The organism is Pseudomonas sp. LBUM1644 (assembly GCF_059716195.1).
This window is the reverse complement of record NZ_CP166812.1, coordinates 5,914,758-5,940,031: the sequence shown is the minus strand read 5'-3', so window position 1 is coordinate 5,940,031 and position 25,274 is coordinate 5,914,758. Positions and strand designations below refer to the sequence as shown.

General features: G+C 60.5%; 24 protein-coding genes. 10 read left to right on the top strand and 14 right to left on the bottom strand.

The features are described from left to right. Window positions 1-15: 15 nt before the first annotated feature. The 5 genes from metW to ACA052_RS27270 form a co-directional block, all read right to left on the bottom strand. Complete coding sequence (gene metW, locus ACA052_RS27290; RefSeq protein WP_497647581.1) at window positions 16-636, bottom strand: methionine biosynthesis protein MetW; 621 nt, start codon at window positions 634-636, stop codon at window positions 16-18. A gap of 7 nt (window positions 637-643) precedes the next feature. After that, window positions 644-1,783: a homoserine O-succinyltransferase MetX gene (gene metX / locus ACA052_RS27285; RefSeq protein ID WP_497647580.1), complete on the bottom strand. Its 1,140-nt coding sequence runs from the start codon at window positions 1,781-1,783 to the stop codon at window positions 644-646. A 192-nt stretch (window positions 1,784-1,975) separates the two neighbouring features. After that, complete coding sequence (locus tag ACA052_RS27280; RefSeq protein WP_497647579.1) at window positions 1,976-2,563, bottom strand: YggT family protein; 588 nt, start codon at window positions 2,561-2,563, stop codon at window positions 1,976-1,978. Between the two features lie 24 nt (window positions 2,564-2,587). Beyond that, window positions 2,588-3,406 (bottom strand): pyrroline-5-carboxylate reductase, encoded by an 819-nt coding sequence (gene proC, locus ACA052_RS27275; RefSeq protein WP_497647578.1) that lies wholly within the window; start codon window positions 3,404-3,406, stop codon window positions 2,588-2,590. 35 nt (window positions 3,407-3,441) lie between these two features. Continuing rightward, window positions 3,442-4,128: a YggS family pyridoxal phosphate-dependent enzyme gene (locus ACA052_RS27270; RefSeq protein WP_497647577.1), complete on the bottom strand. Its 687-nt coding sequence runs from the start codon at window positions 4,126-4,128 to the stop codon at window positions 3,442-3,444. A gap of 57 nt (window positions 4,129-4,185) precedes the next feature. On the opposite strand from ACA052_RS27270, the gene ACA052_RS27265 reads away from it, so the two are divergent. After that, window positions 4,186-5,220 carry a type IV pilus twitching motility protein PilT gene (locus tag ACA052_RS27265; RefSeq protein ID WP_497647576.1) on the top strand — a complete coding sequence of 345 codons (1,035 nt, stop codon included), beginning with the start codon at window positions 4,186-4,188 and terminating at the stop codon, window positions 5,218-5,220. A gap of 85 nt (window positions 5,221-5,305) precedes the next feature. On the opposite strand, the gene ACA052_RS27260 is transcribed toward ACA052_RS27265, so the two are convergent. Continuing rightward, a complete protein-coding gene (locus ACA052_RS27260; RefSeq protein WP_497647575.1) occupies window positions 5,306-5,926 on the bottom strand; it encodes a C40 family peptidase in 621 nt (206 codons plus the stop codon). 249 nt (window positions 5,927-6,175) lie between these two features. Here ACA052_RS27260 and ACA052_RS27255 point away from each other — a divergent pair, with 249 nt between their 5' ends. Continuing rightward, window positions 6,176-6,595, top strand: a complete 420-nt coding sequence (locus ACA052_RS27255) for an NINE protein (protein ID WP_497647574.1) — start codon at window positions 6,176-6,178, stop codon at window positions 6,593-6,595. 91 nt (window positions 6,596-6,686) lie between these two features. Here ACA052_RS27255 and ACA052_RS27250 read toward each other — a convergent pair whose 3' ends face one another. The 7 genes from ACA052_RS27250 to gshB all read right to left on the bottom strand — a co-directional run bounded on the left by ACA052_RS27250 (window position 6,687) and on the right by gshB (window position 12,693). Next, window positions 6,687-7,958 (bottom strand): dihydroorotase, encoded by a 1,272-nt coding sequence (locus ACA052_RS27250; protein WP_497647573.1) that lies wholly within the window; start codon window positions 7,956-7,958, stop codon window positions 6,687-6,689. Continuing rightward, window positions 7,955-8,959: an aspartate carbamoyltransferase catalytic subunit gene (locus ACA052_RS27245; RefSeq protein WP_201115858.1), complete on the bottom strand. Its 1,005-nt coding sequence runs from the start codon at window positions 8,957-8,959 to the stop codon at window positions 7,955-7,957. Before ACA052_RS27245 ends, ACA052_RS27250 begins: the two co-directional genes overlap by 4 nt. A gap of 27 nt (window positions 8,960-8,986) precedes the next feature. Beyond that, window positions 8,987-9,490: a bifunctional pyr operon transcriptional regulator/uracil phosphoribosyltransferase PyrR gene (pyrR, locus tag ACA052_RS27240; RefSeq protein WP_497647572.1), complete on the bottom strand. Its 504-nt coding sequence runs from the start codon at window positions 9,488-9,490 to the stop codon at window positions 8,987-8,989. 80 nt (window positions 9,491-9,570) lie between these two features. Next, window positions 9,571-10,008, bottom strand: coding sequence for a Holliday junction resolvase RuvX (gene ruvX, locus ACA052_RS27235; protein ID WP_003195067.1), 438 nt, complete (start codon window positions 10,006-10,008; stop codon window positions 9,571-9,573). Then, window positions 10,008-10,580 carry a YqgE/AlgH family protein gene (locus ACA052_RS27230; RefSeq protein WP_497647571.1) on the bottom strand — a complete coding sequence of 191 codons (573 nt, stop codon included), beginning with the start codon at window positions 10,578-10,580 and terminating at the stop codon, window positions 10,008-10,010. The genes ruvX and ACA052_RS27230 overlap by 1 nt, the downstream gene beginning before the upstream one ends. Window positions 10,581-10,715: 135 nt before the next feature. Beyond that, entirely contained in the window at window positions 10,716-11,615 is a 900-nt protein-coding gene (locus ACA052_RS27225; protein ID WP_497647570.1) for an energy transducer TonB, read from the bottom strand. Between the two features lie 106 nt (window positions 11,616-11,721). Continuing rightward, on the bottom strand, window positions 11,722-12,693 hold the full coding sequence (gene gshB / locus ACA052_RS27220; protein ID WP_497647569.1) for a glutathione synthase: 972 nt from the start codon (window positions 12,691-12,693) through the stop codon (window positions 11,722-11,724). A 357-nt stretch (window positions 12,694-13,050) separates the two neighbouring features. On the opposite strand from gshB, the gene pilG reads away from it, so the two are divergent. The 6 genes from pilG to ACA052_RS27190 all read left to right on the top strand — a co-directional run bounded on the left by pilG (window position 13,051) and on the right by ACA052_RS27190 (window position 23,143). After that, window positions 13,051-13,455: a twitching motility response regulator PilG gene (pilG, locus tag ACA052_RS27215; protein ID WP_157710352.1), complete on the top strand. Its 405-nt coding sequence runs from the start codon at window positions 13,051-13,053 to the stop codon at window positions 13,453-13,455. Window positions 13,456-13,512: 57 nt separating this feature from the next. Beyond that, window positions 13,513-13,878 carry a twitching motility response regulator PilH gene (gene pilH, locus ACA052_RS27210; RefSeq protein WP_008068134.1) on the top strand — a complete coding sequence of 122 codons (366 nt, stop codon included), beginning with the start codon at window positions 13,513-13,515 and terminating at the stop codon, window positions 13,876-13,878. A 10-nt stretch (window positions 13,879-13,888) separates the two neighbouring features. Further along, window positions 13,889-14,437 (top strand): chemotaxis protein CheW, encoded by a 549-nt coding sequence (locus ACA052_RS27205; protein ID WP_497647568.1) that lies wholly within the window; start codon window positions 13,889-13,891, stop codon window positions 14,435-14,437. 141 nt (window positions 14,438-14,578) lie between these two features. Next, entirely contained in the window at window positions 14,579-16,636 is a 2,058-nt protein-coding gene (locus ACA052_RS27200; protein WP_497647567.1) for a methyl-accepting chemotaxis protein, read from the top strand. 50 nt (window positions 16,637-16,686) lie between these two features. Continuing rightward, window positions 16,687-22,692 (top strand): Hpt domain-containing protein, encoded by a 6,006-nt coding sequence (locus ACA052_RS27195; RefSeq protein WP_497647566.1) that lies wholly within the window; start codon window positions 16,687-16,689, stop codon window positions 22,690-22,692. Continuing rightward, the gene (locus tag ACA052_RS27190; protein WP_497647565.1) at window positions 22,685-23,143 is read left to right on the top strand and encodes a chemotaxis protein CheW; all 459 of its coding nucleotides are present in this window, start codon (window positions 22,685-22,687) and stop codon (window positions 23,141-23,143) included. Before ACA052_RS27195 ends, ACA052_RS27190 begins: the two co-directional genes overlap by 8 nt. Window positions 23,144-23,268: 125 nt before the next feature. Here ACA052_RS27190 and ACA052_RS27185 read toward each other — a convergent pair whose 3' ends face one another. After that, on the bottom strand, window positions 23,269-23,637 hold the full coding sequence (locus ACA052_RS27185; protein ID WP_497647564.1) for a DUF6124 family protein: 369 nt from the start codon (window positions 23,635-23,637) through the stop codon (window positions 23,269-23,271). Window positions 23,638-24,074: 437 nt separating this feature from the next. Between ACA052_RS27185 and ACA052_RS27180 the strand changes: the two genes are divergently transcribed. Next, window positions 24,075-24,704: a nucleotidyltransferase domain-containing protein gene (locus ACA052_RS27180; protein WP_497647563.1), complete on the top strand. Its 630-nt coding sequence runs from the start codon at window positions 24,075-24,077 to the stop codon at window positions 24,702-24,704. Then, on the top strand, window positions 24,667-25,092 hold the full coding sequence (locus ACA052_RS27175) for a hypothetical protein (protein ID WP_497647562.1): 426 nt from the start codon (window positions 24,667-24,669) through the stop codon (window positions 25,090-25,092). The genes ACA052_RS27180 and ACA052_RS27175 overlap by 38 nt, the downstream gene beginning before the upstream one ends. Window positions 25,093-25,274 lie beyond the last annotated feature (182 nt).

The window sequence follows — 25,274 nt, the reverse complement described above, 5'->3', positions numbered from 1 at the left end:
TTGGAATATCGTGGTTCAGACCGCGATCTTGTGATCCTGCAGTCCCGGACTGCTGACCCGGTAAATACCGATCTCACCTAACAGATTAGGCCATAGCTTGCTGGCCCACCCGTGGCGGTGCTGTTGATCCACGGCAAGCCGATCAATGACCTTGGCTTCACGTTCGCGACACAGTTCTTCAAAGTCACCGAACGTGCAGAAGTGGATGTTCGGCGTGTTGTACCAGGTGTACGGCAGAAACTCGGACACCGGCATCCGGCCCTTGCTCGCCAGGTACCACCGGCAGCGCCAGTGACCGAAGTTGGGAAAGGTGATGATGCACTGGCGACCGACGCGCAGCATTTCGTCGAGGATCTTGTCCGGGTAGTGCACGGCCTGCAGCGCCTGGGTCATGACCACGATGTCGAAGCTGTTGCTGGCGAAGTTGCCCAGGCCCTTGTCCAGGTCTTGCTCGATGACGTTGATGCCTTTGGCTACGCACTCGGCAATGTTGTCCGCGTCGTTTTCCAGGCCATAGCCGGTCACTTGCTTGTGGTCGCGCAGCCAGGTCAGCAGCTCGCCATCACCGCAGCCGAGGTCGAGCACGCGGCTCCCGGCGGGAATCCATTCCTGGATGATTTCCAGATCAGCTCTCATGGCTTTCTCACAACGTAATTCGGTTCATGTAATTGCTGAACGCCTGCAAGTAGCGCGGGATCGGAATCAGGAAGGCGTCGTGGCCTTGCGGAGCATCGATCTCGAGGTAGCACACGTCTTTCTTGGCCGCCATCAGTGCGTCCACCAGTTCCCGCGAGCGGGCAGGGGAGAAGCGCCAGTCGGTGGTGAACGACATCACGCAGAATTTGGCTTGGGCGTTGGCGAAGGTCTTCGCCAGGTCGTCGTTGAAGTTCGCCGCCGGATCGAAGTAGTCCAGCGCCTTGGTCATCAGCAGGTACGTGTTGGCGTCGAAACGTCCGGAGAACTCTTCGCCCTGATAACGCAGGTAGCTTTCAACCTGGAACTCGACACTGTGGAAGTCGTAGTTGAGCTTTTCGCTCTTCAGGCCGCGGCCGAATTTCTCGCCCATCGAGTCATCGGACAGGTACGTGATGTGCCCGACCATCCGCGCCAGCATCAAGCCGCGCTTGGGGATCACGCCGGCTTCCTGGAACGAACCGCCGTGGAATTCGGGGTCGGTGAGGATGGCCTGGCGCGCGACTTCGTTGAACGCAATGTTCTGTGCCGACAGCTTGGGGGCAGAGGCGATGGCCAGGCAATGGCGAATACGATCCGGGTAGGTGATGCTCCACTGCATCGCCTGCATGCCACCGAGGCTGCCGCCAATCACCGCCGCCCATTGGTTGATGCCGATCCGGTCGGCCAGGCGCGCCTGGCTGTGCACCCAGTCTTCAACGGTCAGCACCGGGAAATCGGCGCCGAAGGGCTTGCCGGTCTCCGGATTGATGCTGCTCGGGCCGGTGGAGCCGTTGCAACCGCCGAGGTTGTTCAGGCTGACCACGAAGAACTTGCTGGTGTCGATCGGCTTGCCGGGGCCGATGCAGCTGTCCCACCAACCGGGTTTGCGGTCGTCGGGGCTGTGGAAGCCGGCAGCGTGATGGTGGCCGGACAAGGCGTGGCAGATCAGCACGGCGTTGCTCGCCGTGGCGTTCAGCGTGCCGTAGGTCTCGTAAATCAGGTCATAAGCTGGAAGCGAACGACCGCAGGCCAAGGCCAGGGGTTCACTGAAGTGCGCCACTTGCGGCGTCACCAGACCAACAGAATCGGCGGGAAAGGCAGTTGGCATCGACCCTGCTCTCGTTGAAATGAGGCGTAAGTCTAAAGACCAGTGTGGCTAGCGGCAAGCAAAGGCCGGGCCTGATTTGATTCAGTCAGACCGAGGCGCGGCATTCGCGAGCAAGCCCGCTCCCACATTTGAAATGCATTCCAATGTGGGAGCGGGCTTGCTCGCGAAGAACGATAACGCGGTCAGCCAGAATCAGATCAGCCCGAACAGCTCTTTCGGCATCAGCGCGTAGTACGCAAGGCGCGGAATCAGCCAGCTTTGCAGCAACTGCAGGGCAATAAACGCAAAGATCGGCGAAATATCGAGGCCGCCCAGGTTCGGGATGATCCGGCGGAACGGCGCGAGTACCGGTTCAGTGATTTGCGTGACCAGCTCGGCGGCCGGGCTGCGGCTGCCCGGGGCGACCCAGGACAGAATCACACTGATGATCATCGCGTAGAACAGCACCTTCAAAAACAGCGAGAAGATGCCGATCAGCGCCCATGGCGCCAGGAACAGCACGTCGACCTTGTAGCCGCTGAGCAGCAGGATGACCGCGAACAGCGCCATCTGTACGACCAGCGCCAATACCAGCGACGACATGTCCAGCCCGAACATGCTCGGGATGACCCGGCGCAAAGGCTTGAGCAGTGGCTGGGTAGCTTTTACGGCGAACTGGCAGAGCGGGTTGTAGAAATTCGCCCGGACCAGTTGCAGGATGAAGCGCAGCAGCACGATCAGCAGGTACAGGCTGCCCAGGGTTTGAATCACGAAAATGGCAGCGTCATTGAGTCCAAGCATCATTGATTCCTTTATAAGAGCTGATTAGCGACCGAGCTGCTCAGCCATCTCGGCCGAGCGGTGCGCAGCGGCGCCGAGTGCTTTTTCGACCAGGGCTTCGAAGCCCCCGGCCTGGAACGACTTGATTGCAGCTTCGGTGGTGCCTGCAGGCGACGTCACGCGACGACGCAGTTCGGCGGCGTCCACATCACTGGCCACGGCCATGTGCGCGGCGCCCAGTGCGGTTTGCAGCGTAAGTTGGGCGGCGATGTCGGCTGGCAGGCCGAGTTTTACGCCAGCGGCTGTCATGGCTTCGATCAACAGGAAGAAGTACGCCGGGCCCGAGCCGGAAACAGCGGTGACCGCGTCCAATTGCTGCTCTTCGGTCAGCCACAACGCGATGCCGACAGCCGACAGCAGTTCTTGCGCTTGCTGGCGTTGATCAGCGTTCACTTCAGCGGTGGCGAACAAACCGCTGACGCCCTGACGCAGCAGCGCCGGGGTATTGGGCATGCAGCGCACGATCGGCTGGGCGCCGAGCCAGTTGTTCATGCTCGCGCAGGTAATGCCCGCCGCGATGGACACCACCAGTTGATTGGGTGTGAGGCTGGGGCGAATCGCTTCGCAGACGGCTTTCATCGCCTGGGGCTTGACCGCCAGCACGACCACGTCCGCGTCGCGGATGGCTTCGGCGTTGTCGGCGAATACGGCAACGCCGTGTTCAGCGTTCACTTTGGCGCGGGTTTCAGCCCCTGGATCGCTGGCGCGGATCTGCGCGGCGTCCAGGCCTTTGGCGCGCAGGCCACCGATCAGGCTGGCGGCCATGTTGCCGGCACCGATAAAGGCAATACGAGTGTTGCTCATGTCAGGTCCTTATAAATAGAAGAGTCGGCCATGGTTCAAGGCTGGCCGTAGTCGCGGGCGCCAAACAGGGCCGTACCGATACGGACCCAGGTCGCGCCTTGGGCGATGGCGGACTCAAGGTCATGGCTCATGCCCATCGAAAGCGTGTCGAGCGGCAGGCCCAGGCTGGCTTGCAGGCGCTGCACGGCAGAAAAAGCGGCGTCCTGGGCAGCACGATCGTCAGTTGGCTCCGGGATCGCCATCAACCCGCGCAGTTGGATGCGCGGCAATTCGCTGATGGCCTTGGCCAGGGCCGGCAGGTCGGCCGGGGAACAACCGGATTTGCTGGCTTCACCGCTGACGTTGACCTGGATGCAGATGTTCAATGGCGGCAGATCGGCAGGACGTTGCTCGGACAGTCGTTGTGCGATTTTCAAACGATCCACGGAATGCACCCAAGCGAAATGCTCGGCGATTGCACGAGTCTTGTTCGATTGAATGGGGCCGATGAAGTGCCAGATCAAGGGCAGGTCAGCCAATTCGAGCTGTTTGCTCAGGGCTTCCTGCAGGTAGTTCTCGCCAAAATCGCGCAGCCCGGCGGCGTAGGCCTCGCGCAGGGCCTCGGCGGGCTTGGTCTTGCTCACAGCCAGCAGCTGGACACTGTGTTCGTCGCGGTGGGCGGCGAGTGTTGCGGCGTGTATGCGCGAACTAACCTGAGCAATGTTGTCTGCTATCGTGGACATTCAAGAGGCGCCAGCGGGTCTGAGGTTGGCGGCATTCTACTGGAATTGAGGAGTGCTATGGATATCACTGAGCTGCTGGCCTTCAGCGCAAAACAGGGAGCGTCCGACTTGCACTTGTCTGCGGGCCTGCCCCCGATGATTCGCGTGGATGGCGATGTGCGGCGCATCAATCTTCCAGCGTTGGACCACAAGCAGGTTCAGGCGCTGATCTACGACATCATGAACGACACCCAGCGGGTCGACTTCGAGAAACACCTGGAAACCGATTTCTCCTTTGAAGTGCCCGGTGTGGCGCGCTTTCGGGTTAATGCGTTCAATCAGAATCGCGGTGCGGGTGCAGTGTTCCGGACCATCCCGTCCAAGGTGCTGAGCATGGACGACCTCGGTATGGGGGAAGTATTTCGCAAGATTACCGAAGCCCCCCGTGGCCTGGTCCTGGTCACCGGGCCGACCGGTTCCGGCAAGTCCACCACGCTGGCGGCGATGATCGATTACCTGAACAACCATCGCCATCACCACATTCTTACCATCGAAGACCCGATCGAATTCGTCCACGAATCGCGCAAATGCCTGATTAACCAGCGTGAAGTCCATCGCGATACTCGCAGCTTCGCCACTGCCCTGCGCTCGGCCCTGCGGGAAGACCCGGACGTGATCCTGGTGGGGGAGATGCGCGATCTGGAGACCATTCGCCTGGCGTTGACCGCCGCCGAGACCGGTCACCTGGTGTTTGGCACGCTGCACACCACGTCAGCGGCGAAAACCATCGACCGGGTGGTGGATGTATTTCCCGGGGACGAGAAGTCGATGGTGCGCTCGATGCTGTCCGAATCGTTGCTGGCGGTGGTATCGCAGACACTGGTGAAGAAAATCGGCGGTGGGCGGATCGCGGCCCACGAAATCATGCTCGGCACCTCGGCCATTCGTAACCTGATCCGCGAAGACAAGGTGGCGCAGATGTACTCGTCGATTCAGACCGGCGGGAACCTGGGGATGCAGACGCTGGATATGTGCTTGAAGAATTTGGTGACCAAGGGGTTGGTCACTCGTGATCAGGCGCGGGAGAAGGCGCGGTCACCGGATAACTTCTAAAGCAAAAGATCGCAGCCTTCGGCAGCTCCTACACGATTTCCTGTAGGAGCTGCCGAAGGCTGCGATCTTTTGATCTCGCTTCAAATCAGCGCTGAACGACCCGCAACTGACCCGGCTCTTTCGGCAAAACCCGCTTGGCAACCACATAGTGGCTTTCCCAGTACGGTTTCTTCAACGTATCGATGCTGACCGACTTGCCACGACGCGGTGCGTGGATGAAGCGGTCGTTGCCCAGGTAGATGGCAACATGATTGACCCGGCGGCTCTTGATGTTGAAGAAAATCAGGTCGCCCGGTTTCAGATCGCTGCGATCGACTTTCTCGCCATGACCGCTGGCCATCGCGTTCGAGGTGCGTGGCAGGTCAAATGTGGCGTCGTTGAACGCATATTTCACCAGGCCACTGCAATCGAACCCTTTACTTGGGCTGCTGCCGCCCCAACGGTATGGAGTACCGAGGACGTTAACTGCGCGGCTCAACACGTTGCTGCTTTCCTTGGTCGCCATCGGCGGCACAAGTTTGCTGTTGGCTTTGCTCAGTTGTGTCGAATTTTTTGCAGTTTGTTTGTTTTTGCTCGAAGGAGCAGAAACATGGGATTTTGGGGTGTAACCATTAACGTTAGGAAGACGTTGCTCACGATTGGTGGCGTGGGCGGCCAGTGGCATCAAAAGGCAAATGGTTAGCCATGTCTTGAAAAATGGACGCATTAGGCAAGGCTCATATGGGTTAGCGCGAAACTTTATAACAGCTTTTTTTGTCATTCCGAGGCCGTTGGTCGATCAACCTTGGGGGCAACGGAACCAAATAAGCGGCAAATTGCCGCAATTGTCGGACAGAAGTCAGGTGCTATAAGGCTTTGACGGAAGCCAAGGTAACATCTGCCATACGTCGGCAACCTGTAAAAAAGTCACAAAGAATTCAAGAATATTTATCTATCGTGTGATTCGAGGTCCTTCATGAACACCTATCAACAGGCTGGCCCACAGCAAGATACGCACAGCAAAGTGATCGGCTACCTGCTGTGGATTTTCGGTTTTACCGGGGCTCACCGCTTCTATTACGGCAAGCCGGTGACCGGGACGATCTGGTTCTTCACGTTCGGTTTGCTGGGTATAGGTTGGCTGATCGACGTGTTTCTGATCCCCGCCATGGACCGTGAAGCGGACCTTCGGTTCACCGCCGGGCCTATCGAATACAACGTGGCGTGGATTTTGCTGACGTTTCTCGGGGTGTTCGGCGTACACCGGATGTATCAGGGGAAGTGGATCAGCGGGTTGCTGTACCTGGTGACGGGCGGGTTGTTCTTTGTCGGGGTGCTGTATGACTTCTGGACACTGAATGACCAGGTTTCCGTGCGCAACGCTCAGAGTCGATAAGGGCAAGATCAAAAGATCGCAGCCTGCGGCAGCTCCTACAGGGAAACGCATATTCCGTGTAGGAGCTGCCGCAGGCTGCGATCTTTTTGTTTTAAGCCTGGTGGCTAATCCGCCCATCCACCAAGGTATAGCGCACCACGCCCGGCAGGCTATGGCCAATGAATGGGCAGTTTTCACCCTTGGACAGCCAGGTCTCGCCCGCCACGGTAGAAGCGGCAGGGTCGAACAGCACGATGTCCGCCGGGCCACCGACAGCCAGTTTGCCGGCCGGCAAACGCAACGCCTCTGCAGGTCCGGCGCTCAAGCGTGCCAGCAGCGTCGGCAGGTCCAGCAAACCATCCTCCACCAGCGTCATCGCCAGCGGCAGTAGCAGCTCTACACTGCTGATACCCGGCTCGGTCGCCCCGAACGGCGCCAGCTTGGCATCGCGCTCGTGCGGTTGGTGATGGCTTGAGATCGCCGAAACCACCCCCGACTTCACCGCCGCTCGCAGGCCATCGCGGTCGGCGCGGGTGCGCAGCGGCGGCTGGACGTGATACAGGCTGCTGAAGTCGATCAGCGCTTCATCGGTCAGGATCAGTTGATACAGCGCCACATCGGCAGTCACCGGCAACCCGCGCGCCTGGGCCTGGGCGATCAGGGCCACGCCGCGAGCGCTGGTGAGCTGGCTGAAGTGTGCGCGCACGCCGCTTTGCTCGACCAGCAACAGGTCACGGGCCAGGGCCACGGTTTCAGCGGTTTCCGGAATCCCCGGCAAACCGAGGAAACTGGCGGTCGGGCCGTCATGAGCCAAGCCACCCTCGGCCAGGTCATGGTCCTGAGAGTTGAAAATCACTGTCAGGTCGAACGTCGCCGCGTATTCCAGCGCCCGGCACAGCGTGCGGGTGTTGCGGAAGCTCTCCAGGCCGTTGCCGAAAGCCACGCAGCCGGCGTCGCGTAGCGCGACGAGCTCGGCCAGCTGTTCGCCGTCCAGGCCTTTGCTCAGGGCACCGATGGGGAAGACTTTGGTGTTGCCAGCTTCACGAGCGCGGTCGAGGATCAGTTCGGCTACGGCCGAGGTGTCCAGCACCGGTTTGGTTTTCGGCGGGCAACACAGGCTGGTCACGCCACCGGCTGCGGCGGCGCGGGTTTCACTGACGATCGAGCCTTTGCGGCTGTAGCCCGGTTCGCGCAGCGCGACATTCAGGTCAACCAGGCCAGGCGCGGCGATCAGGCCTTGGGCGTCAATGGTGTCTACGGGCACAAAACCGGCCGGCGCGGCGCCGAGGGCGACGATCTTGCAGGCTTCAACGTGGATATCAGTCACTTGATCCAGGCCGCTGGCTGGATCGATAACGCGGGCGCCGAGAATGCTGAGCTTCACTGGGCGTTCTCCTGCTCGAATTGGCGCTGGGCAGTTTGCCCGCTCATGGCCATGGACAGCACGGCCATACGAATGGCGATGCCGTAGGTCACCTGGTTGAGAATCACCGAGTGCGGACCGTCGGCCACCGCCGACTCAATCTCCACCCCGCGGTTGATCGGCCCCGGGTGCATGACGATGCAATCCGGTTTGGCCCCGGCCAAACGCGCGGTCGTCAGGCCGAACAGGCGGTAGAACTCGCCCTCGCTCGGCAGCAGGCCACCGGCCATGCGCTCGCGTTGCAGGCGCAGCATGATCACCACGTCCACGTCTTTCAGGCCTTCGGTCATGTCGGTGTAGACCTTCACGCCGTATTGCTCGATGCCGATCGGCAGCAGGGTTTTCGGCGCGATCACCCGGATGTCCGGGCAGCCGAGGGTTTTCAGCGCCAGCATGTTCGAGCGTGCCACTCGCGAGTGCAGGATGTCGCCGACGATCGCTACCGAGAGGTTTTCGAAACCGCCCTTGTGCCGACGGATCGTCAGCATGTCGAGCATGCCCTGGGTCGGATGGGCGTGACGGCCGTCGCCGCCGTTGATGATCGCCACTTGCGGGCACACATGTTCGGCGATGAAGTGCGCGGCGCCGGAATCACCGTGGCGCACGACGAACATGTCGGCGGCCATCGCTTCCAGGTTGCGCAGGGTGTCGAGCAGGGTTTCGCCTTTGCTCGCCGACGACGTGGACACGTTCAGGGTGATCACGTCCGCCGACAGCCGTTGGGCCGCGAGTTCGAAGGTGGTGCGGGTGCGGGTGGAGTTTTCGAAGAACACGTTGCACACGGTTTTGCCGCGCAGCAACGGGACTTTCTTCACCGCCCGGGCGCCGACTTCAAGGAACGAGTCGGCAGTGTCGAGGATTTCCGTCAGCAACTCGCGGCGCAAACCGTCGAGCGAGAGGAAGTGGCGCAGCTGGCCCTGATCATTGAGCTGCAGCGGGCGCTTGGTTTCTAGAGGCGTCATCGCGAGGGGGACTCTCAATAGGGCGAATTAAAGGGCGAGGTCTTGCAGTTCGAGCTTGAGCTCCGGGCCGGAGAGCTTCACGCGCTCATGGGCGGCGAGGGTCAGCGTCGCTCCGACCACGTTCGGGCGGATCGGCAACTCGCCGGCGTCCAGGTCCAGCAGGCAAACCAGCGTCACGCTGGCCGGGCGGCCATAGTCGAACAGCTCATTCATTGCGGCGCGGATCGTCCGGCCGCTCATCAGCACGTCGTCGATCAGCACCAGGTCCTGGCTTTCGATCTCGAACGGCAGTGCCGACGGGCGCACTTGCGGGTGCAAGCCGTTCTGGCTGAAGTCGTCGCGGTAGAAGGAGACGTCCAGCGTGCCGAGCGGCGAATCGCTGCCCAGTTCATCGAGCAACGCCTGGGCGACCCAGACGCCGCCGGTACGAATGCCGATGTAGCGCGGTTCGCTGATGCCACGGTGTTCCAGGTGTGCCTTGAGACGGATCGCCATCTGACTGATCAGTTCGGCGGGGTTGGGCAGGCTCATGGTTGCTCCTTCTTGGGCCCGAGCCGGGTGATGACGGGTGTGGCTCGGGTTGTAGCTAAGAGAGGCGTAACGACGACTCTTCAGGATTCGAACAATGCAGTGTTTTCGTCGAGCCAGCCTTGCAGCAGCAGGGCAGCAGCGATGGCGTCGACCGGATTGTCGCGGTAACTGCCTTTCTGGCCGCCACGATCACGCCGTTCGCCCTTGGCTTCGAATGTGGTCAGGCGCTCATCGTGGGTATAGAAGGGCAGGTTGTAGCGGCCGTTGAGGCGGCGGGCGAATTTTTCGGCGCGCAAGCACATGTCGCTGGGCGTGCCGTCCATGTTCAAGGGCAGGCCGACCACCACGGCGTCGGGTTTCCACTCCTTGATCAGGGCTTCGACCTGATTCCAGTCGGGAACGCCGTTTTGTGCCTTCAACGTGCACAGCTCGCGAGCCTGCCCGGTAATCACTTGGCCGACCGCTACGCCGATCTGTTTGGTGCCGTAGTCAAATCCCAAAATCAGGCGCAGGGCCATCAGGCGTGCCCCGCCTGGCTGGTGAGCAGGCTGAGGTTGACGCCCAGATGTTTGGCCGCCGCTTCAAGGCGCAGCTCGCTGCTAGTGTTGAACAGGATGTCGGCGTGGAACGGGCAGGTCAGCCAGGCGTTCTGTGCCAGTTCGGCTTCCAGTTGCCCGGCTTCCCAACCGGCGTAACCGAGGGTGATCACGCTTTTCGCCGGGCCGACGCCGTCGGCGATGGCGAACAGCACATCCTGGGATGTCGACAGGGACAAATTGTCCTCCAGATCAACGGTCGCTTGATAGCTTAGCCCGGAAGGATGCAGGACAAAGCCGCGATCAGTCTGCACCGGCCCGCCGAGGAAGATCGGCACATGCTGGCAGAGCGCCGACGACTCTGTGTCAGGGCGCAGTTGCTCAAGGATATCGGCCAGGTTGAGGTCTTGCGGGCGGTTGACCACCAGCCCCATGGCACCATTGGCCGTGTGCTCGACGATGTAGGTCAAGGTGTGGGCAAAGTTCGGGTCGGCCATGTGTGGCATGGCGATCAGGAAGTGATGCTTGAGGTAGCTGGGGCTGACGTTCTTCATGAGCGCTAGTGTGGCGTTGGAGGGGCGAGCTGACAAGCCGAAGCACATCAAAAGATCGCAGCCTGCGGCAGCTCCTACAGGGAAATGCATGCACCTGTAGGAGCTGCCGAAGGCTGCGATCTTTTGATCTTCCGGCTAATTACTGGACAACTTGTCCCCACGGGCAAACTTCCAGGTCCTGATGATTTCCAGTCGGTCGACATCCGACAGGTCCCCGGTAAACGGTGCAAACGGCGCAGCCAGGCGCACGATGCGCTGGGCAGCCTGATCGAGCAGCGGTTGGCCAGAGGATTCCAGCACCAGCACTTCGTAGAGCGAACCGTCGCTGTTGATCGAGACCATCAGGCGCAAATTGCCGTAGATCTGCTGGCGCCGCGCTTCGTCGGGGTAATTGAGGTTGCCGATCCGCTCGACCTTCTTGCGCCACTCATCCTTGTACCAGGCACCCTTGTCGCGCATGGTCGACGCGGCGCTCAAGCGGTGGATGCGCGGGCGCTTGGCGTACAGCTGTTGTTCGTTGGCCAGTTCGGCTTCCAGGCTCGCAATGTCGCTGGACAGCTGCGAGCTGTCGAACGTCGGCGCGGCCACGGCGGGCTTGGTTTCGGTCTTGGGTTCCTGGTTTTTGGCGGGGGCTTTGTTCGGCTTCGGCGCAACGGTGGTCACGGCTGCCTTGGGCGGCGCTTCTTGCACTGCAGGCTTGGCGGCTGGCGGTGGCGTGACTTTTTGCACCTTGTTGTCCTGGAAAGGCGCGACCTCGGTGGTCTTGGGGATCGCCTTTTTATCCAGGGTGCCGCTGCCTTGCTGGTTTTCTTGCGCCAGAAAGTCTGCCTTCTCAGGCTTCTTTTCGCTTTTGAAGGTGGCGAGGGTGATTTCCAGGGTTTTGGTGATCTGCTTGGGTTCGACCATCGTAAAGCCGACGCCCAACAACAAGGCCAGGTGAACCAACGCCGCCAGGAATAGGGTAAATCCGAGGCGATCGGCCGGGCGCACGCCACGATGGGCGAGTTCTGCGGGCAGATCGGACGGAAGTGTCATGGCAAAAAAACCAACATCGCGTTTTTACGGGCCCGGCATGATAACGCAATGTTGGTTTTTAGCTCCAAGCTACAAGTTTCAAGCGACAAGCTGTATGTCGCGTGCTTCAAGCTTGCGACTTGAGGCTTACAGCGTGCAGCTTCTTCTCTATGGCATCCATCAACAGACCGCCAATGTCAGTGCCGAACGCATTATCAATCTCGCGAATGCAGGTCGGGCTGGTGACGTTGATTTCCGTCAGGTGCTCGCCGATCACGTCCAGGCCCACGAACAGCAGGCCTTTCTCGCGCAGGGTCGGGCCGACTTGCGCGGCAATCCAGCGATCCTTGTCGCTCAACGGCCGCGCTTCGCCACGGCCGCCGGCCGCGAGGTTGCCACGGGTTTCGCCGGCGGCGGGAATACGCGCCAGGCAGTAATCCACCGGCTCGCCGTCGATCATCAGGATACGTTTGTCGCCGTCCTTGATCGCCGGCAGGTACGCCTGGCCCATGATCTGCTGGGTGCCCAACGCGGTCAGGGTTTCCAGAATCACCGACAGGTTCGGGTCGCCGGCGCGGTGACGGAAGATCGACGTGCCACCCATGCCGTCCAGCGGCTTGAGGATCACATCGCCGTGTTTGGCGGCGAATTCACGCAGCACATCGGCGCGGCGGCTGACCACGGTTGGCGGCGTGCATTGCGGGAACAGCGTGGCAAACAGCTTTTCGTTGCAGTCACGCAGGCTCTGCGGCTTGTTGACCACCAGCACGCCGGCGCGCTCGGCTTGTTCGAGCAAATACGTGGAGTACACGAACTCCATGTCGAACGGCGGATCCTTGCGCATCAGGATCACATCCAGATCGCTCAACAGCGCGTCGGTCTCGGCTTCCAGTTCGAACCATTTTTCCGGGTTGGCGAAGACTTTCAGCGGACGCATCCGCGCCCGTGCTTCACCTTCGCCCTGATACAAATCCTGCTGTTCCATATAGAACAGTTCCCAGCCGCGCTTCTGTGCGGCCAGCAGCATGGCCAGCGAGCTATCCTTTTTATAGGAGATGCTGGCAATGGGGTCCATGACAATCCCGACGCGAACGCTCATGGGTTTTTCCTCGAAATTTGGGGGGCTAGTGTTGACCTGTAGGAGCGAGCTTGCTCGCGATGGACTTCAGAGCACCGCGTTTATACCGCTAGCACGCGTCATCGTTGGCGATCATCGCGAGCAAGCTCGCTCCCACAAAAGATCAGGCCGAAAGACCGTATAAAAGTGGCGTCAGAGTGGCGCCGAGTGTGTTCCCGGTCAAGGAAAAACCACAGCGCCAGTCGCCCGATAGATTGGTGCTGGAGACTGTGCTAAAAAGGCTGCCATGTCGTGCTGGCCCTTGATCATCAAGGGTTTCGAGCCACCGAAGATCCGTAAACGGACAAATTGATTCGCAAAGGCGACGGTAGAGCATTTATGGACCAGCATTCCAGCGCCTTGAAGGTCATGGTGATCGATGATTCGAAGACGATTCGTCGCACCGCCGAAACGCTGTTGAAGAACGTGGGTTGTGAAGTCATTACGGCCATCGATGGTTTCGATGCGCTGGCCAAGATTGCCGATCATCATCCCGGCATTATCTTTGTCGACATCATGATGCCGCGTCTGGATGGCTATCAGACCTGCGCTTTAATCAAGAACAACAGTGCGTTCAAGTCCACGCCAGTGATTATGCTGTCGTCCAAGGACGGGCTGTTCGACAAGGCGAAGGGGCGCATCGTCGGCTCCGACCAGTTTTTGACCAAGCCTTTCAGCAAGGAAGAGCTGCTGAACGCGATCCAGGCCCATGTACCGGGCTTCGCCGCCGTTTTGCCGCAGTAGGACACGCACAGTGACGCTCGGCCAGCGGGCCCGGTGTCGACAAGAATGGGGAAGAACATGGCACGTATTCTGATCGTCGATGATTCGCCGACCGAAATGTACAAACTGACCGGCATGCTGGAAAAGCACGGTCATGAAGTGTTGAAAGCCGAAAACGGTGCCGACGGCGTGGCTCTGGCCCGCCAGGAAAAGCCCGACGCGGTGCTGATGGACATCGTGATGCCCGGCCTCAACGGTTTCCAGGCGACCCGTCAACTGACCAAAGACCCGGAAACCGGGCACATCCCGGTGATCATCATCACCACCAAGGATCAGGAAACCGACAAGGTCTGGGGTACGCGCCAGGGCGCCAAGGATTACCTGACCAAACCCGTCGATGAAGAGACGCTGATCAAAACCCTGAACAACGTACTGGCCGGTTGATCGTCCGGCCATGACCGAGTCGCTGACCGCCTTCGAGCTGCTGCTGCAGATCGACCAGCGTTGCCGTCTGCTGGCGGCGGATTTGCCGTCGCAGCCGACACGGCAGGACAGCTGGAGCGGCATCGGTTTTCGCCTGGGCGAGCATTGGTATGTCGCGCCGATGGGGGAAGTCAGCGAAGTCCTGCATGAGCCGCGGTTTACTCAACTGCCTGGGGTGAAGCCCTGGGTCAAGGGGGTGGCCAACTTGCGCGGGCGGTTGCTGCCGATCATGGAGCTGTGCGGCTTCTTTTCCGGTCAAGAGCCTGGCCATGATCCGTCGACCCTGCGCAAGCAACGGCGAGTCCTGGTCATCGAGCATAACGACGTGTTTGCCGGGTTGATGGTCGACGAAGTCTTCGGCCTGCAGCACTTTGCCCAGGACAGCCTTGCACCGGTCGATAGCTTGATCGGCCCGATTGCACCGTTCATCAAAGGCCGGTTTGCGGGCGTGCAGAATTGGCAGGTGTTCAGCCCGTTTGCGTTGGTACATTCCCAGGGCTTCATGAATGTAGCACTGTAAACGCGGACCCTTTGTAGGAGCGAGCTTGCTCGCGATGGTGTGTCAGTCGACATCAATGTAGCTGACACACCATCGCGAGCAAGCTCGCTCCTACGAGGGTTCTTGGCAGGCTTCATAGATGTGGTAAACAGGCGAGGACCGATGATAAAAGCAAAAACAGGCAAGCCAGAAGGATCGCGCAGCCGCTCGCAGATCATCGTGCTGTTCATCGCGCTGATCGTCTTCATCATGCTGCTGTTCGCCAATTTCGCTTACCTCAACACCCAAGCCACGTACGACAAACAGTACATCGGCCACGCCGGCGAGCTGCGCGTGCTGTCCCAGCGCATCGCCAAAAACGCCACCGAAGCCGCCGCCGGCAAGTCAGCGGCGTTCAAGTTGCTGAGCGATGCGCGCAATGACTTTGCCCAGCGTTGGGGTTACCTGAAGAAGGGCGATCCGACGACGGGCCTGCCACCGGCGCCGTCCACGGTGCGCCCGGAAATGCGCGCCGTGCAGCTGGATTGGGAACGCTTGCTGAAAAACACCGATGCCATTCTCTCTAGCGAACAGACCGTCCTGTCGCTGCATCAGGTCGCCGCGACCCTGGCCGAAACCGTGCCGCAATTGCAGGTCGAGTATGAAAAAGTCGTCGAAATCCTGTTGCAACGCGGCGCACCAGCGGCCCAGGTCGCGGTGGCCCAGCGCCAGTCGCTGTTGGCCGAGCGCATCCTGGGTGCGGTGAATGCCGTGTTGTCCGGCGACGAAAGTTCGCAACAGGCTGCCGACGCTTTCGGTCGCGACGCAGCGCGTTTCGGCCAGGTGCTCAATGGCATGCTGCAGGGCAATCCGGCGCTCAAAATCAGTCAGGTCGAGGACCGCGATGCACGCGCCCGGTTGACCGAGATTTCCGAACTGTTCGAATTCGTTTCAGGCTCGGTGGATGAAATCCTCGAAACGTCGCCAGAGTTGTTCAAGGTCCGTGAATCGGCCAGCAACATTTTCACCTTGTCGCAAACCCTGCTCGACGAAGCCTCGCACCTGGCCAGCGGTTTCGAAAACCTCGCCGGCGGGCGTAACACCGACACCATTGGCGGTTATGTGCTGGGCTTGCTGGCGCTGATGTCGATCATCCTGATCGGACTGGTCATGGTTCGCGAAACCAACCGGCAATTGCGCGAAACCGCCGAGAAAAACGAGCGTAACCAGAATGCGATCATGCGCCTGCTCGACGAGATCGAAGACCTGGCGGACGGCGACCTGACGGTGACGGCCTCAGTGACCGAAGACTTCACCGGGACCATCGCCGACTCGATCAACTATTCCGTGGACCAGTTGCGCGACCTGGTGGCGACCATCAACCTCACCGCCGGCCAAGTGGCCGCAGCCGTGCAAGAAACCCAGGCCACCGCCATGCACCTGGCGCAGGCCTCTGAACATCAGGCGCAACAGATCAGCGAAGCCTCTACCGCGATCAACGACATGGCCCAGTCCATCGACCAGGTCTCGGCCAACGCCGCCGAATCCTCGGCCGTGGCCGAGCGCTCGGTGGAAATCGCCAACAAAGGCAACGAGGTGGTGCACAACACCATCCACGGCATGGACAATATCCGCGAGCAAATTCAGGACACCGCCAAGCGCATCAAGCGTTTGGGCGAGTCTTCTCAGGAAATCGGCGACATTGTCAGCCTGATCGATGACATTGCCGATCAGACCAACATTCTCGCGCTCAACGCGGCGATCCAGGCGTCCATGGCCGGCGACGCCGGGCGCGGTTTTGCCGTCGTGGCCGACGAAGTACAGCGGCTGGCCGAGCGTTCGTCCGCCGCCACGCGGCAGATTGAAACCCTGGTCAGGGCGATCCAGACTGATACCAATGAAGCGGTGATTTCCATGGAACAGACCACCACCGAAGTGGTGCGCGGTGCCCGTCTGGCGCAGGATGCCGGAGTGGCCCTGGAAGAAATCGAAGGCGTATCGAAAACCCTGGCGGCACTGATCCAGAGCATTTCCAACGCCGCCCAGCAGCAGACGTCTTCGGCCGGTCAGATTTCCCTGACGATGAACGTGATCCAGCAGATCACCTCGCAAACCTCGTCTGGTTCCACCGCCACCGCCGAGAGCATTGGCAACCTGGCGAAAATGGCCAGTCAACTGCGGCGCTCGGTGTCCGGCTTCACCTTGCCGGCGGCCAAGTCGCAGGCTGTGGATAAAGTGTGAACCGCTTGCGGGCGCAGGGTTCTTGATTGCTGTGGGGATTTGGAGTGGTTATGGGTGATCGGCACGACTATGTGGCCCTCGAATGGGTCAAGGGCGAGATTGCCGAAACGCTGAAGCTGGCTCATCAAGCCATCGAAACCCTGCTGGATGACCCGCAGGCGACGCACGCGCTGAGCGATTGCCTGGCGTGCATCCATCAGGTTCATGGCAGTTTGCAGATGGTTGAGTTCTACGGCGCGGCCCTGCTCGCCGAAGAGATGGAACAGCTGGCCACGGCCTTGCACCAGAACCGTGTGAGTCATCGCGACGAAGCGATTCATCTGTTGTTGCAAAGCCTTGGGCAGCTACCGATCTACCTCGATCGGGTGCAAGGCGCGCGCCGTGATTTACCGCTGGTGGTGTTGCCGCTGATCAACGATCTGCGCAGCGCCCGTGGTGAAAGTCTGTTATCGGAAACCAGCCTGTTCAGCCCGCAACTGCCGGATCTTCCACCGCTGGACGAAGAGTCGCTGGCGCTACTGGAACCGGCGGATTTACCCGGCGTCCTGCGCAAGTCGCGGCAGATGTTGCAAATGGCCCTGGTCGGATTCCTGCGCGAGCAGGATAACGACACCAATCTCGATTACCTGGCCAAGGTCTTCGCGCGCCTTGAAGGGCTGTGCGGCACCGCGCCCCTGAGCCCGTTGTGGCAAGTGGCATCGGCGCTGGTCGAAGGCATGCGCGGCGGCGCGATTGCCAACAGCCCGGCGCTGCGCAGCCTGTTCAAGGATGCTGACAAAGAACTCAAGCGCCTGCTCGAACAAGGCATGGCCGGCATCAATCAGCCGGCGCCACCCGAATTACTGAAAAGTTTGCTGTTTTACATTGCCAAGGCCGAACATCCCACCGGGCAGATGCTGACCATGAAAGATCGCTACGGACTGGACGACGCGTTGCCTGACAGCGCAATGCTCGACGAAGAACGCGCACGACTGGCCGGCCCGGACCGCGACGCCATGCGTTCGGTGCTGGCCGCGCTGTGTGAAGAACTGGTGCGGGTCAAGGAGCGCCTGGACTTGTTCGTGCGCAGCGACCGACAACACACCTCGGACCTCGACAGCCTGCTGGCGCCCTTGCGGCAAATCGCCGACACCCTGGCGGTGCTGGGTTTTGGTCAACCGCGCAAGGTCATCATCGATCAATTGGCGGTGGTCCTGAGCCTCGCTCAAGGCCAGCGCGAGCCCAACGACGCGATCCTGATGGACGTCGCCGGAGCCTTACTCTACGTCGAAGCGACGCTGGCCGGCATGGTCGGCACCGTGGAGCCGGAAAGCCAGGAAGACAGCCGCCTGCCCACCACCGACCTGACCCAGATTCATCAGATTGTGATTCGCGAGGCACGGATTTGCCTGCAGCAGGCCAAGGACATGATCGTCGACTACATCGACGCCGATTGGGACCGCCTGCATTTGCTGCCATTGCCTGCGCTGCTGACCCAGGTACGTGGCGCGCTGGCGATGATTCCGTTGAGTCGCGCGGCGAGCCTGATCGAAACCTGCAACCACTTCATTCGCGAGCATCTGCTATTGGACCCCGACCAGCCAGGCTGGCAGGAACTGGACAACCTGGCCGACGTCATTACCAGCATCGAGTATTACCTGGAGCGCCTCAGCGACGACCCCGAAGCGCCCGGTGAAACGCTGCTCGATGTTGCAGAGAAGGGTCTGGCGTCGCTTGGTTTCTTTCCCAGGGAACACCACGTCCCGGTACTTGAGGACGTGCTCAGCGCGAGTGAAGCGCAGGTCATGCAGGACCTTCAGGAACTGGACGACCCGCAAGTCGTCCAGACCCTGGCGGATGTGTTGGCCAGTCCCGTGTCTGCGCTGAACCCGCCTGCATTGATCACGCCGGGCAGCCTGTTGCCACCCCCATTGGGCGAGGAGCCGGTGGACGACGAGCTACGGGAAGTCTTCCTCGAAGAAACCGACGAAGTCCTGGATATTCTCCGCGAATACCTGCCGCGCTGGTCGGTCAACACCAACGATAAACCTGCCCTGAGTGAACTGCGCCGGGCCTTCCACACGCTCAAGGGCAGTGGCCGGATGGTGCGGGCGCTGGTGCTTGGCGAGTTGGCGTGGGCTGTGGAAAACCTGCTCAACCGGGTGCTTGAACACAGCGTTGCCCCCGGTCCTGCGGTGCAGCAACTACTGGTCGATGCGCTGAACCTGCTGCCGGAACTGGTGGACGAATTCGCCGCCAATGCCCAGCGCCAACGCAACGATGTCGACCAACTGGCGGCCCACGCGCATGCCCTCGCCAAGGGCGATACGCCAGTTAGCGATGAAGATACGCAGGATGTGGCAGCGCTTGATCCGCTGTTGCTGGAGATCTTTCGCAAAGAAGCCGAAACCCATCTCGCCAGCCTCAATCGCTTCCTCGACCAGGCTGCCGAGCATGTTCCGCTGCAGGCCAGCGATGAGCTGCAACGGGCATTGCATACGCTCAAGGGCAGCGCCTCCATGGCCGGCGTGTTGCCGATCGCCGAGATCGCAACGCCGCTGGATCAACTCGCCCGCGAGTACAAGGCGCATTTGCTGGCACTGGATCTCGACGAAGTCGAACTGCTGCTTGAAGCCGAAGGCTTGTTTCGCCTCGGGCTGCGACAGCTCAAGGCTGATCCGTTAGCGGAGATTGCGGGTGCCCGTTCATTGATCGAGCGCACCAAGGCGTTGCTGGCCGAGCGTCTGCAAACGCTCTTGAACGCGCCAAACACTGGGCTGCGCATCAAACGCGATCCGCAGTTGATCAATAACTTCCTCGCCCAAGGCATGGACATCCTGCTGGACGCGGAAAACCTGTTGCAGCGCTGGCAGCAACATCCCGGTGAGCGTCAGGAACTCAGCGCGCTGCTGGACGAATTGACCACCCTTGGCGAAGGCGCACACTTGGCCGATCTGCATCCGGTGGACGAACTGTGCGAAGCCTTGCTCGACCTGTATGGCGCGGTGGAGGAAAGCAGCCTGGCGGTCAGCGAGGCGTTTTTCCATGAGGCGCAAAGTGCCCATGAAGCGCTGATCAACATGCTCGACGAACTGGCCGCAGGCCAGGAAGTCAGCCCGCAGCCGGAACGGGTCCGGGCCTTGCGCGGCTTGCTTGATGAAAGCCTTGACCCGTCGGCCATGGGCCTGATTCGCAGCGACGGCAGCCGCACCCTGAGCATTCGGGAGTTGGGCGATGCCACCGCCGAGCTGGCGCGGTCCCCTGTAGGAGCGAGCTCGCTCGCGAAAAACTCACAGGCACCGAGTTCATCCATTGAAAACACGTCATCGTTAACGCCCATCGCAGGCAAGCCAGCTCCTACAGGGGATCGCGGGAGCGAGCTGGACGATGAGATCGTTTCAATCTTCCTCGAAGAAGCGGTGGATATCCTCGAAAGCGCCGGCCAGGCCTTGCAGCGCTGGCTGAATGACCCGGACAACGGCGCGCCGCTGTTGTCCTTGCAGCGCGATTTGCACACCCTCAAGGGCGGCGCGCGGATGGCCGAGATCGAACCCGTCGGTGATCTGGCCCATGAGCTGGAAAGCCTTTATGAAGGGCTGGTGGATCGCCGTTACAACTACAGCGAAGCGCTGGCGAAGTTGCTGCAAGAGAGTCACGACCGCCTCGCGGTGCTGCTCGAACAGTTGCAGAACCAGCAAGCCCTGGGCGCCCCGACCGACCTGATCGAGACCATTCGCGAATTCCGCCAGGGCAACGCCAGCACTGCCGAAGTGGCTGAGCCCGCGCCGGTCAACGATTCACCGGGCCACGATCCTGAACTGCTGGACATCTTCCTCGAAGAAGGTTTCGACATCATCGAAAACTCGGGGGCGGCGCTGGTGCGCTGGCAGGCTGAGCCGTCGAATCGTCAGGAGGTGGAAACCCTGCTGCGCGATTTGCACACCCTCAAGGGTGGGGCGCGGATGGTCGAAATTGCCCCGATTGGCGACCTGGCTCATGAGCTGGAGTTTCTCTACGAAGGCTTGTCCGCTGGTGTGCTGCAACCCACGGCGGCGTTGTTCGCGTTGCTGCAAAGCAGCCATGACCGATTGGCGCAAATGCTCGACGCGACCCGCGCCGGGCAGCCATTGCCGCCGGCCGATCGGCTGATCGACGCGATCAAGAATTTCAGTCACCCATCGGTGCCAGACGCGCCGACGTCGGTGCCCACAGCGCCAAAAATCGAGATGCCTGCGCCGCCACCCGATGCCGCTGCCGACATGGTCAAAGTATCGGCCGAACTGCTCGACGATCTGGTGAACCTGGCTGGCGAAACCTCTATTTTCCGTGGCCGGATCGAACAGCAGGTCAACGATGCCCAAGTGGCGCTGAGCGAGATGGAAACCACCATCGAGCGCATGCGCGACCAATTGCGCCGCCTCGACACGGAAACCCAAGGGCGGATTCTCAGCCGTCAGCACGTCGACGCCGAACGCCTGGGCTACGAAGAATTTGATCCGCTGGAAATGGATCGTCACTCGCAGTTGCAGCAACTGTCACGGGCGCTGTTCGAGTCCGCCTCCGACTTGCTCGACCTCAAGGAAACCCTCGATCGACGTAATCAGGACGCGGAAAACCTGCTGCAACAGCAGGGCCGTATCAACACTGAATTGCAGGAAGGCCTGATGCGCACGCGGATGGTGCCGTTCGAGCGGATGCTGCCGCGCTTGAAGCGCATCGTGCGTCAGGTCTCCAGCGAACTGGGCAAGGATGTGGAGTTCGTCGTTGGCAACGCCGAAGGCGAGATGGACCGCAACGTTCTCGAACGCATGGCGGCGCCGCTGGAGCACATGCTGCGCAATGCCGTCGACCATGGCCTGGAGTCGTCCGAGGCGCGAATCGCAGCGGGCAAACCGGCTCAGGGCCGTATCACGCTAGACCTGTCGCGAGAGGGCGGCGACATCATTTTCGACATCCGCGACGACGGTGCCGGCGTGCCGCTGGAAGCGGTGCGGCGCAAGGCGATCAAGCGTGGCTTGCTTGACCCCAGCAGCGACATCAGTGACCGCGACGTGCTGCAATTCATCCTGCAGCCGGGGTTCTCCACCGCCGAGAAAATCACCCAGATTTCCGGGCGTGGCGTGGGCATGGACGTGGTTCACGAAGAGGTCCGGCAACTGGGCGGCACGATGAGCATCGACTCCGTGCCGGGGCAGGGCGTGCACTTCCGGATTCGCCTGCCGTTCACCGTGTCGGTCAATCGGGCGCTGATGGTGCAGTGCCTCGACGATCAATACGCGATCCCGCTGAACACCATCGACGGCATCGTTCGCGTGTTGCCCAACGAACTCGAAGGGCATTACCGGCTCGATCCGCCGACCTACAAATACGCCGGGCAACACTATGAGCTGTGCTACCTCGGCGAATTGCTGAAAACCAGCCCCCGCCCGAAACTATTGGGCCAGAGCCTGCCGCTGCCGGTCTTGCTGGTGCAATGCAATGAGCGGCACATCGCGGTGCAGGTCGATTCCATGGCCGGTACCCGGGAGATCGTGGTCAAGAGCCTCGGGCCGCAATTTGCGTCGGTGCAGGGCTTGTCCGGCGCGACGATCCTGGGTGACGGTCGAGTGGTGCTGATTCTCGACTTGCTCGCGCCGATTCGCGCGATGCAGGCCCGAGTGCCACAGCGTAGCGCGACCCAGGACGTGGAAATTGAACCGCATAAGCCATTGTTGGTGATGGTGGTCGACGACTCGGTCACCGTGCGCAAGGTCACCAGCCGTTTGCTCGAACGCCACGGCATGAGCGTGCTGACCGCCAAGGATGGGGTCGACGCCATGTTGCTGCTCGAAGAGCACATGCCGGACGTAATGCTGCTGGACATCGAGATGCCACGCATGGACGGTTTCGAAGTCGCCACCCAAGTGCGCAGTGACGAACGTTTGCAGCACCTGCCGATCATCATGATCACCTCGCGCACCGGCCAGAAACACCGCGACCGCGCCATGGCCATCGGCGTCAACGACTACCTCGGCAAGCCGTACCAGGAATCGGTGCTGCTCGAAAGCATCGCCTTGTGGAGCAAATCCCATGCTTGAACACCGCACCAGCAACCTCACCGGGCTGCTGCTGCCCTTGGCTGACCGCAACCTGATCCTGCCCAATGTGGCGGTCGCGGAGCTGATCGACTATCAGCCAGCGGCGTTCGATCTCGATACGCCGCCTTGGTACCTGGGGTTGGTGCAGTGGCGCGAGCGGCAGATTCCGTTGCTGAGTTTTGAGTCGGCGTGTGGCGATAAAATCGTCATTGGTGAACGGGCGCGGATTGTGATTCTCAACGCGCTCGGTGGCCGGCCAGAGCTGAAGTTCATTGCGCTGCTGGTACAGGGGATTCCACGGTCGTACAAGCTCGACAGTCAGTTGAGTTATGTGGATGTGCCGTTGTGCGCGCTGGAGCAGGCGGCGGTGCAGGTGGGGGAGCAAGTGGCGAAGGTGCCGGATTTGTTGGCGTTGGAGGAGTTGCTGGTGAGTGCCGGGCTGGCCGACTGATCCCGATTTTGCTGTGATTGCACTGGCCCCTTCGCGAGCAAGCCCGCTCCCACATTTGAAATGCATTCCAATGTGGGAGCGGGCTTGCTCGCGAAGGCGGCCTTCAGTTCACACAAACCTGACTGCTAAACCTTGGCCTGAGCCAACGCCTCATGGTTATCCAGCGCCCGCTCCACCAACAACTGCACGCCATCGGCCATTCGGCTGAGCGCCAAGGCTACCGAGCGGCGTGAGCCTTCCACACCGTCCGCCAGATCCGCCGCGATGGCGCTGATGGACAGCAGGTCTTCGGAAGCATTGGCCAGAAGAGCTTCGGTACCGATGTCGGGGGCGACGGTGAAGAGCTGGTATTTGCGGGGCTTGGCTGGTTTTTCGTCAGCCGGGGAGAAGTAGTGGGCGAAGACGCGGTCGGCGGCTTCCTTGAGTTTTTCGGCTTCGAGGGATGATTCGGCGTCAGTGCCGGATTCCGGGGGGTTGGGAGTAGCTTTGAACATAGTGAAGCTCCGCGTAAAGAGTTTCAGCTGCGCCATTCGATTTCCAGGCGAAGGGGTGGCAGCTGTACGCGGGCTGGAAACCCGGGGTGCGGATAACCCGGCAGACACTAGGTCTCCCGCGCACAACCGCCATAACGGAGTGCACACAATAAAGGTGCACAAGCATACGTTAAGAAAGGCGCTTTTGCGTTATCTACACCTCGGGTTTCCAGGCCCGATCGCTGAATTTGCAGCGACACCCAAACAATAAAGATCCCCGCAAAAGCGCACCAGTCAGTGGGTTCCGGCATTGCTGTAGGCAGCGACGTCAGACTGCGTAGCCGCTCACCCTTCCTGCGCTGCAACTTTTAAACACAAATCCACAATTGGCTTGCAAGGGTTGAAGATTCCCAAAAAGGGACCTATCGTTCCCTTTTTGGGACTCTTCGATTGTCACTGTGAAAAACCTTTCCCTCAGCGAAGCCTTGTTCACCACCACCCAGCAAAAAGTGCTGGGCTTGTTGTTCGGCAAACCCGACCGAAGTTTTTACGCCAATGAGATCGCCCGCTGGGCTCAAATCGGCAAAGGCAGCCTCATGCGTGAACTGGATCGGTTGCAGCAGGCAGGCGTGCTGACCCTGACCCGCCAAGGCAACCAGACCCACTATCAAGCTAATCCGCAATGCCCGATCTATGCCGAACTGTTGGGCATCGCCCGCAAAACCTTTGGTATCGCCGAGCCCCTGCGCCAAGCGCTGCAACTCTTTGCCGAACAGATCACCTGGGCATTTGTGTACGGCTCTATCGCCAAGGATCAGGCAAACGCATCCAGTGACATTGATCTCATGCTGATCGGCGAAGGCCTGCACTACAGTGAAGTGATGGAGCGGCTGATGCCTCTGGAGGAGCAACTGGGCCGCGTCCTCAACCCGACGCTCTACACCCCCGACGACTGGGCCGCAAAACTGGCGGCTGAAAACAGTTTTGTCGTGCGGGTAGCGCAGCAGGACAAGATCAATCTGATGGGGGAAAACCCTTTGGAGTCCAAGGATGGGCAGCAACGAAAACCTGGAGAACCTGTTACGTAGCGGTGGACTGAAAGCCGAGCCGCCGGATCGCAAGGAGTGTGAAGGGTTGATGCGTTCGGCTGTGGATCGCTTGAAGGATGCGCAAGCCACTTCACTTTCGTTCGCAAGCCGATTCGACCTGGCTTACAACGCTGCCCATGCCCTTGCACTAACGGCGCTTCGCTTGTGTGGCTACCGTTCGGACAAGCGATATCTAGTGTTTCAGTGTCTGGTTCATACCGCTGATATTGGCAAGGTGCAGGTTCGGCTATTTGCCTTGTGTCATGAACGACGAAACGTGGCGGAGTATGAAGGCTACATGGATGAAGATCCGGCGTTGTTGGCGCAGCTGTTGGAAAGCACTGCGCAGCTTCTGATTAGGGTGCAGGAGCAGATGACTGGGCTGTAGTGCTCGGTCAATGAAAACTGTGGTGATTGTTCTGGCCCCTTCGCGAGCAAGCCCGCTCCCACAGGGTCTGTGCACTACCCAGGATGTGTGTCGACCACAATACCTGTGGGAGCGGGCTTGCCCGCGAAGGCGTCCGCTCGGCCAACCATTACCCTGACCGTAACAATCCACCACTCTGCTTG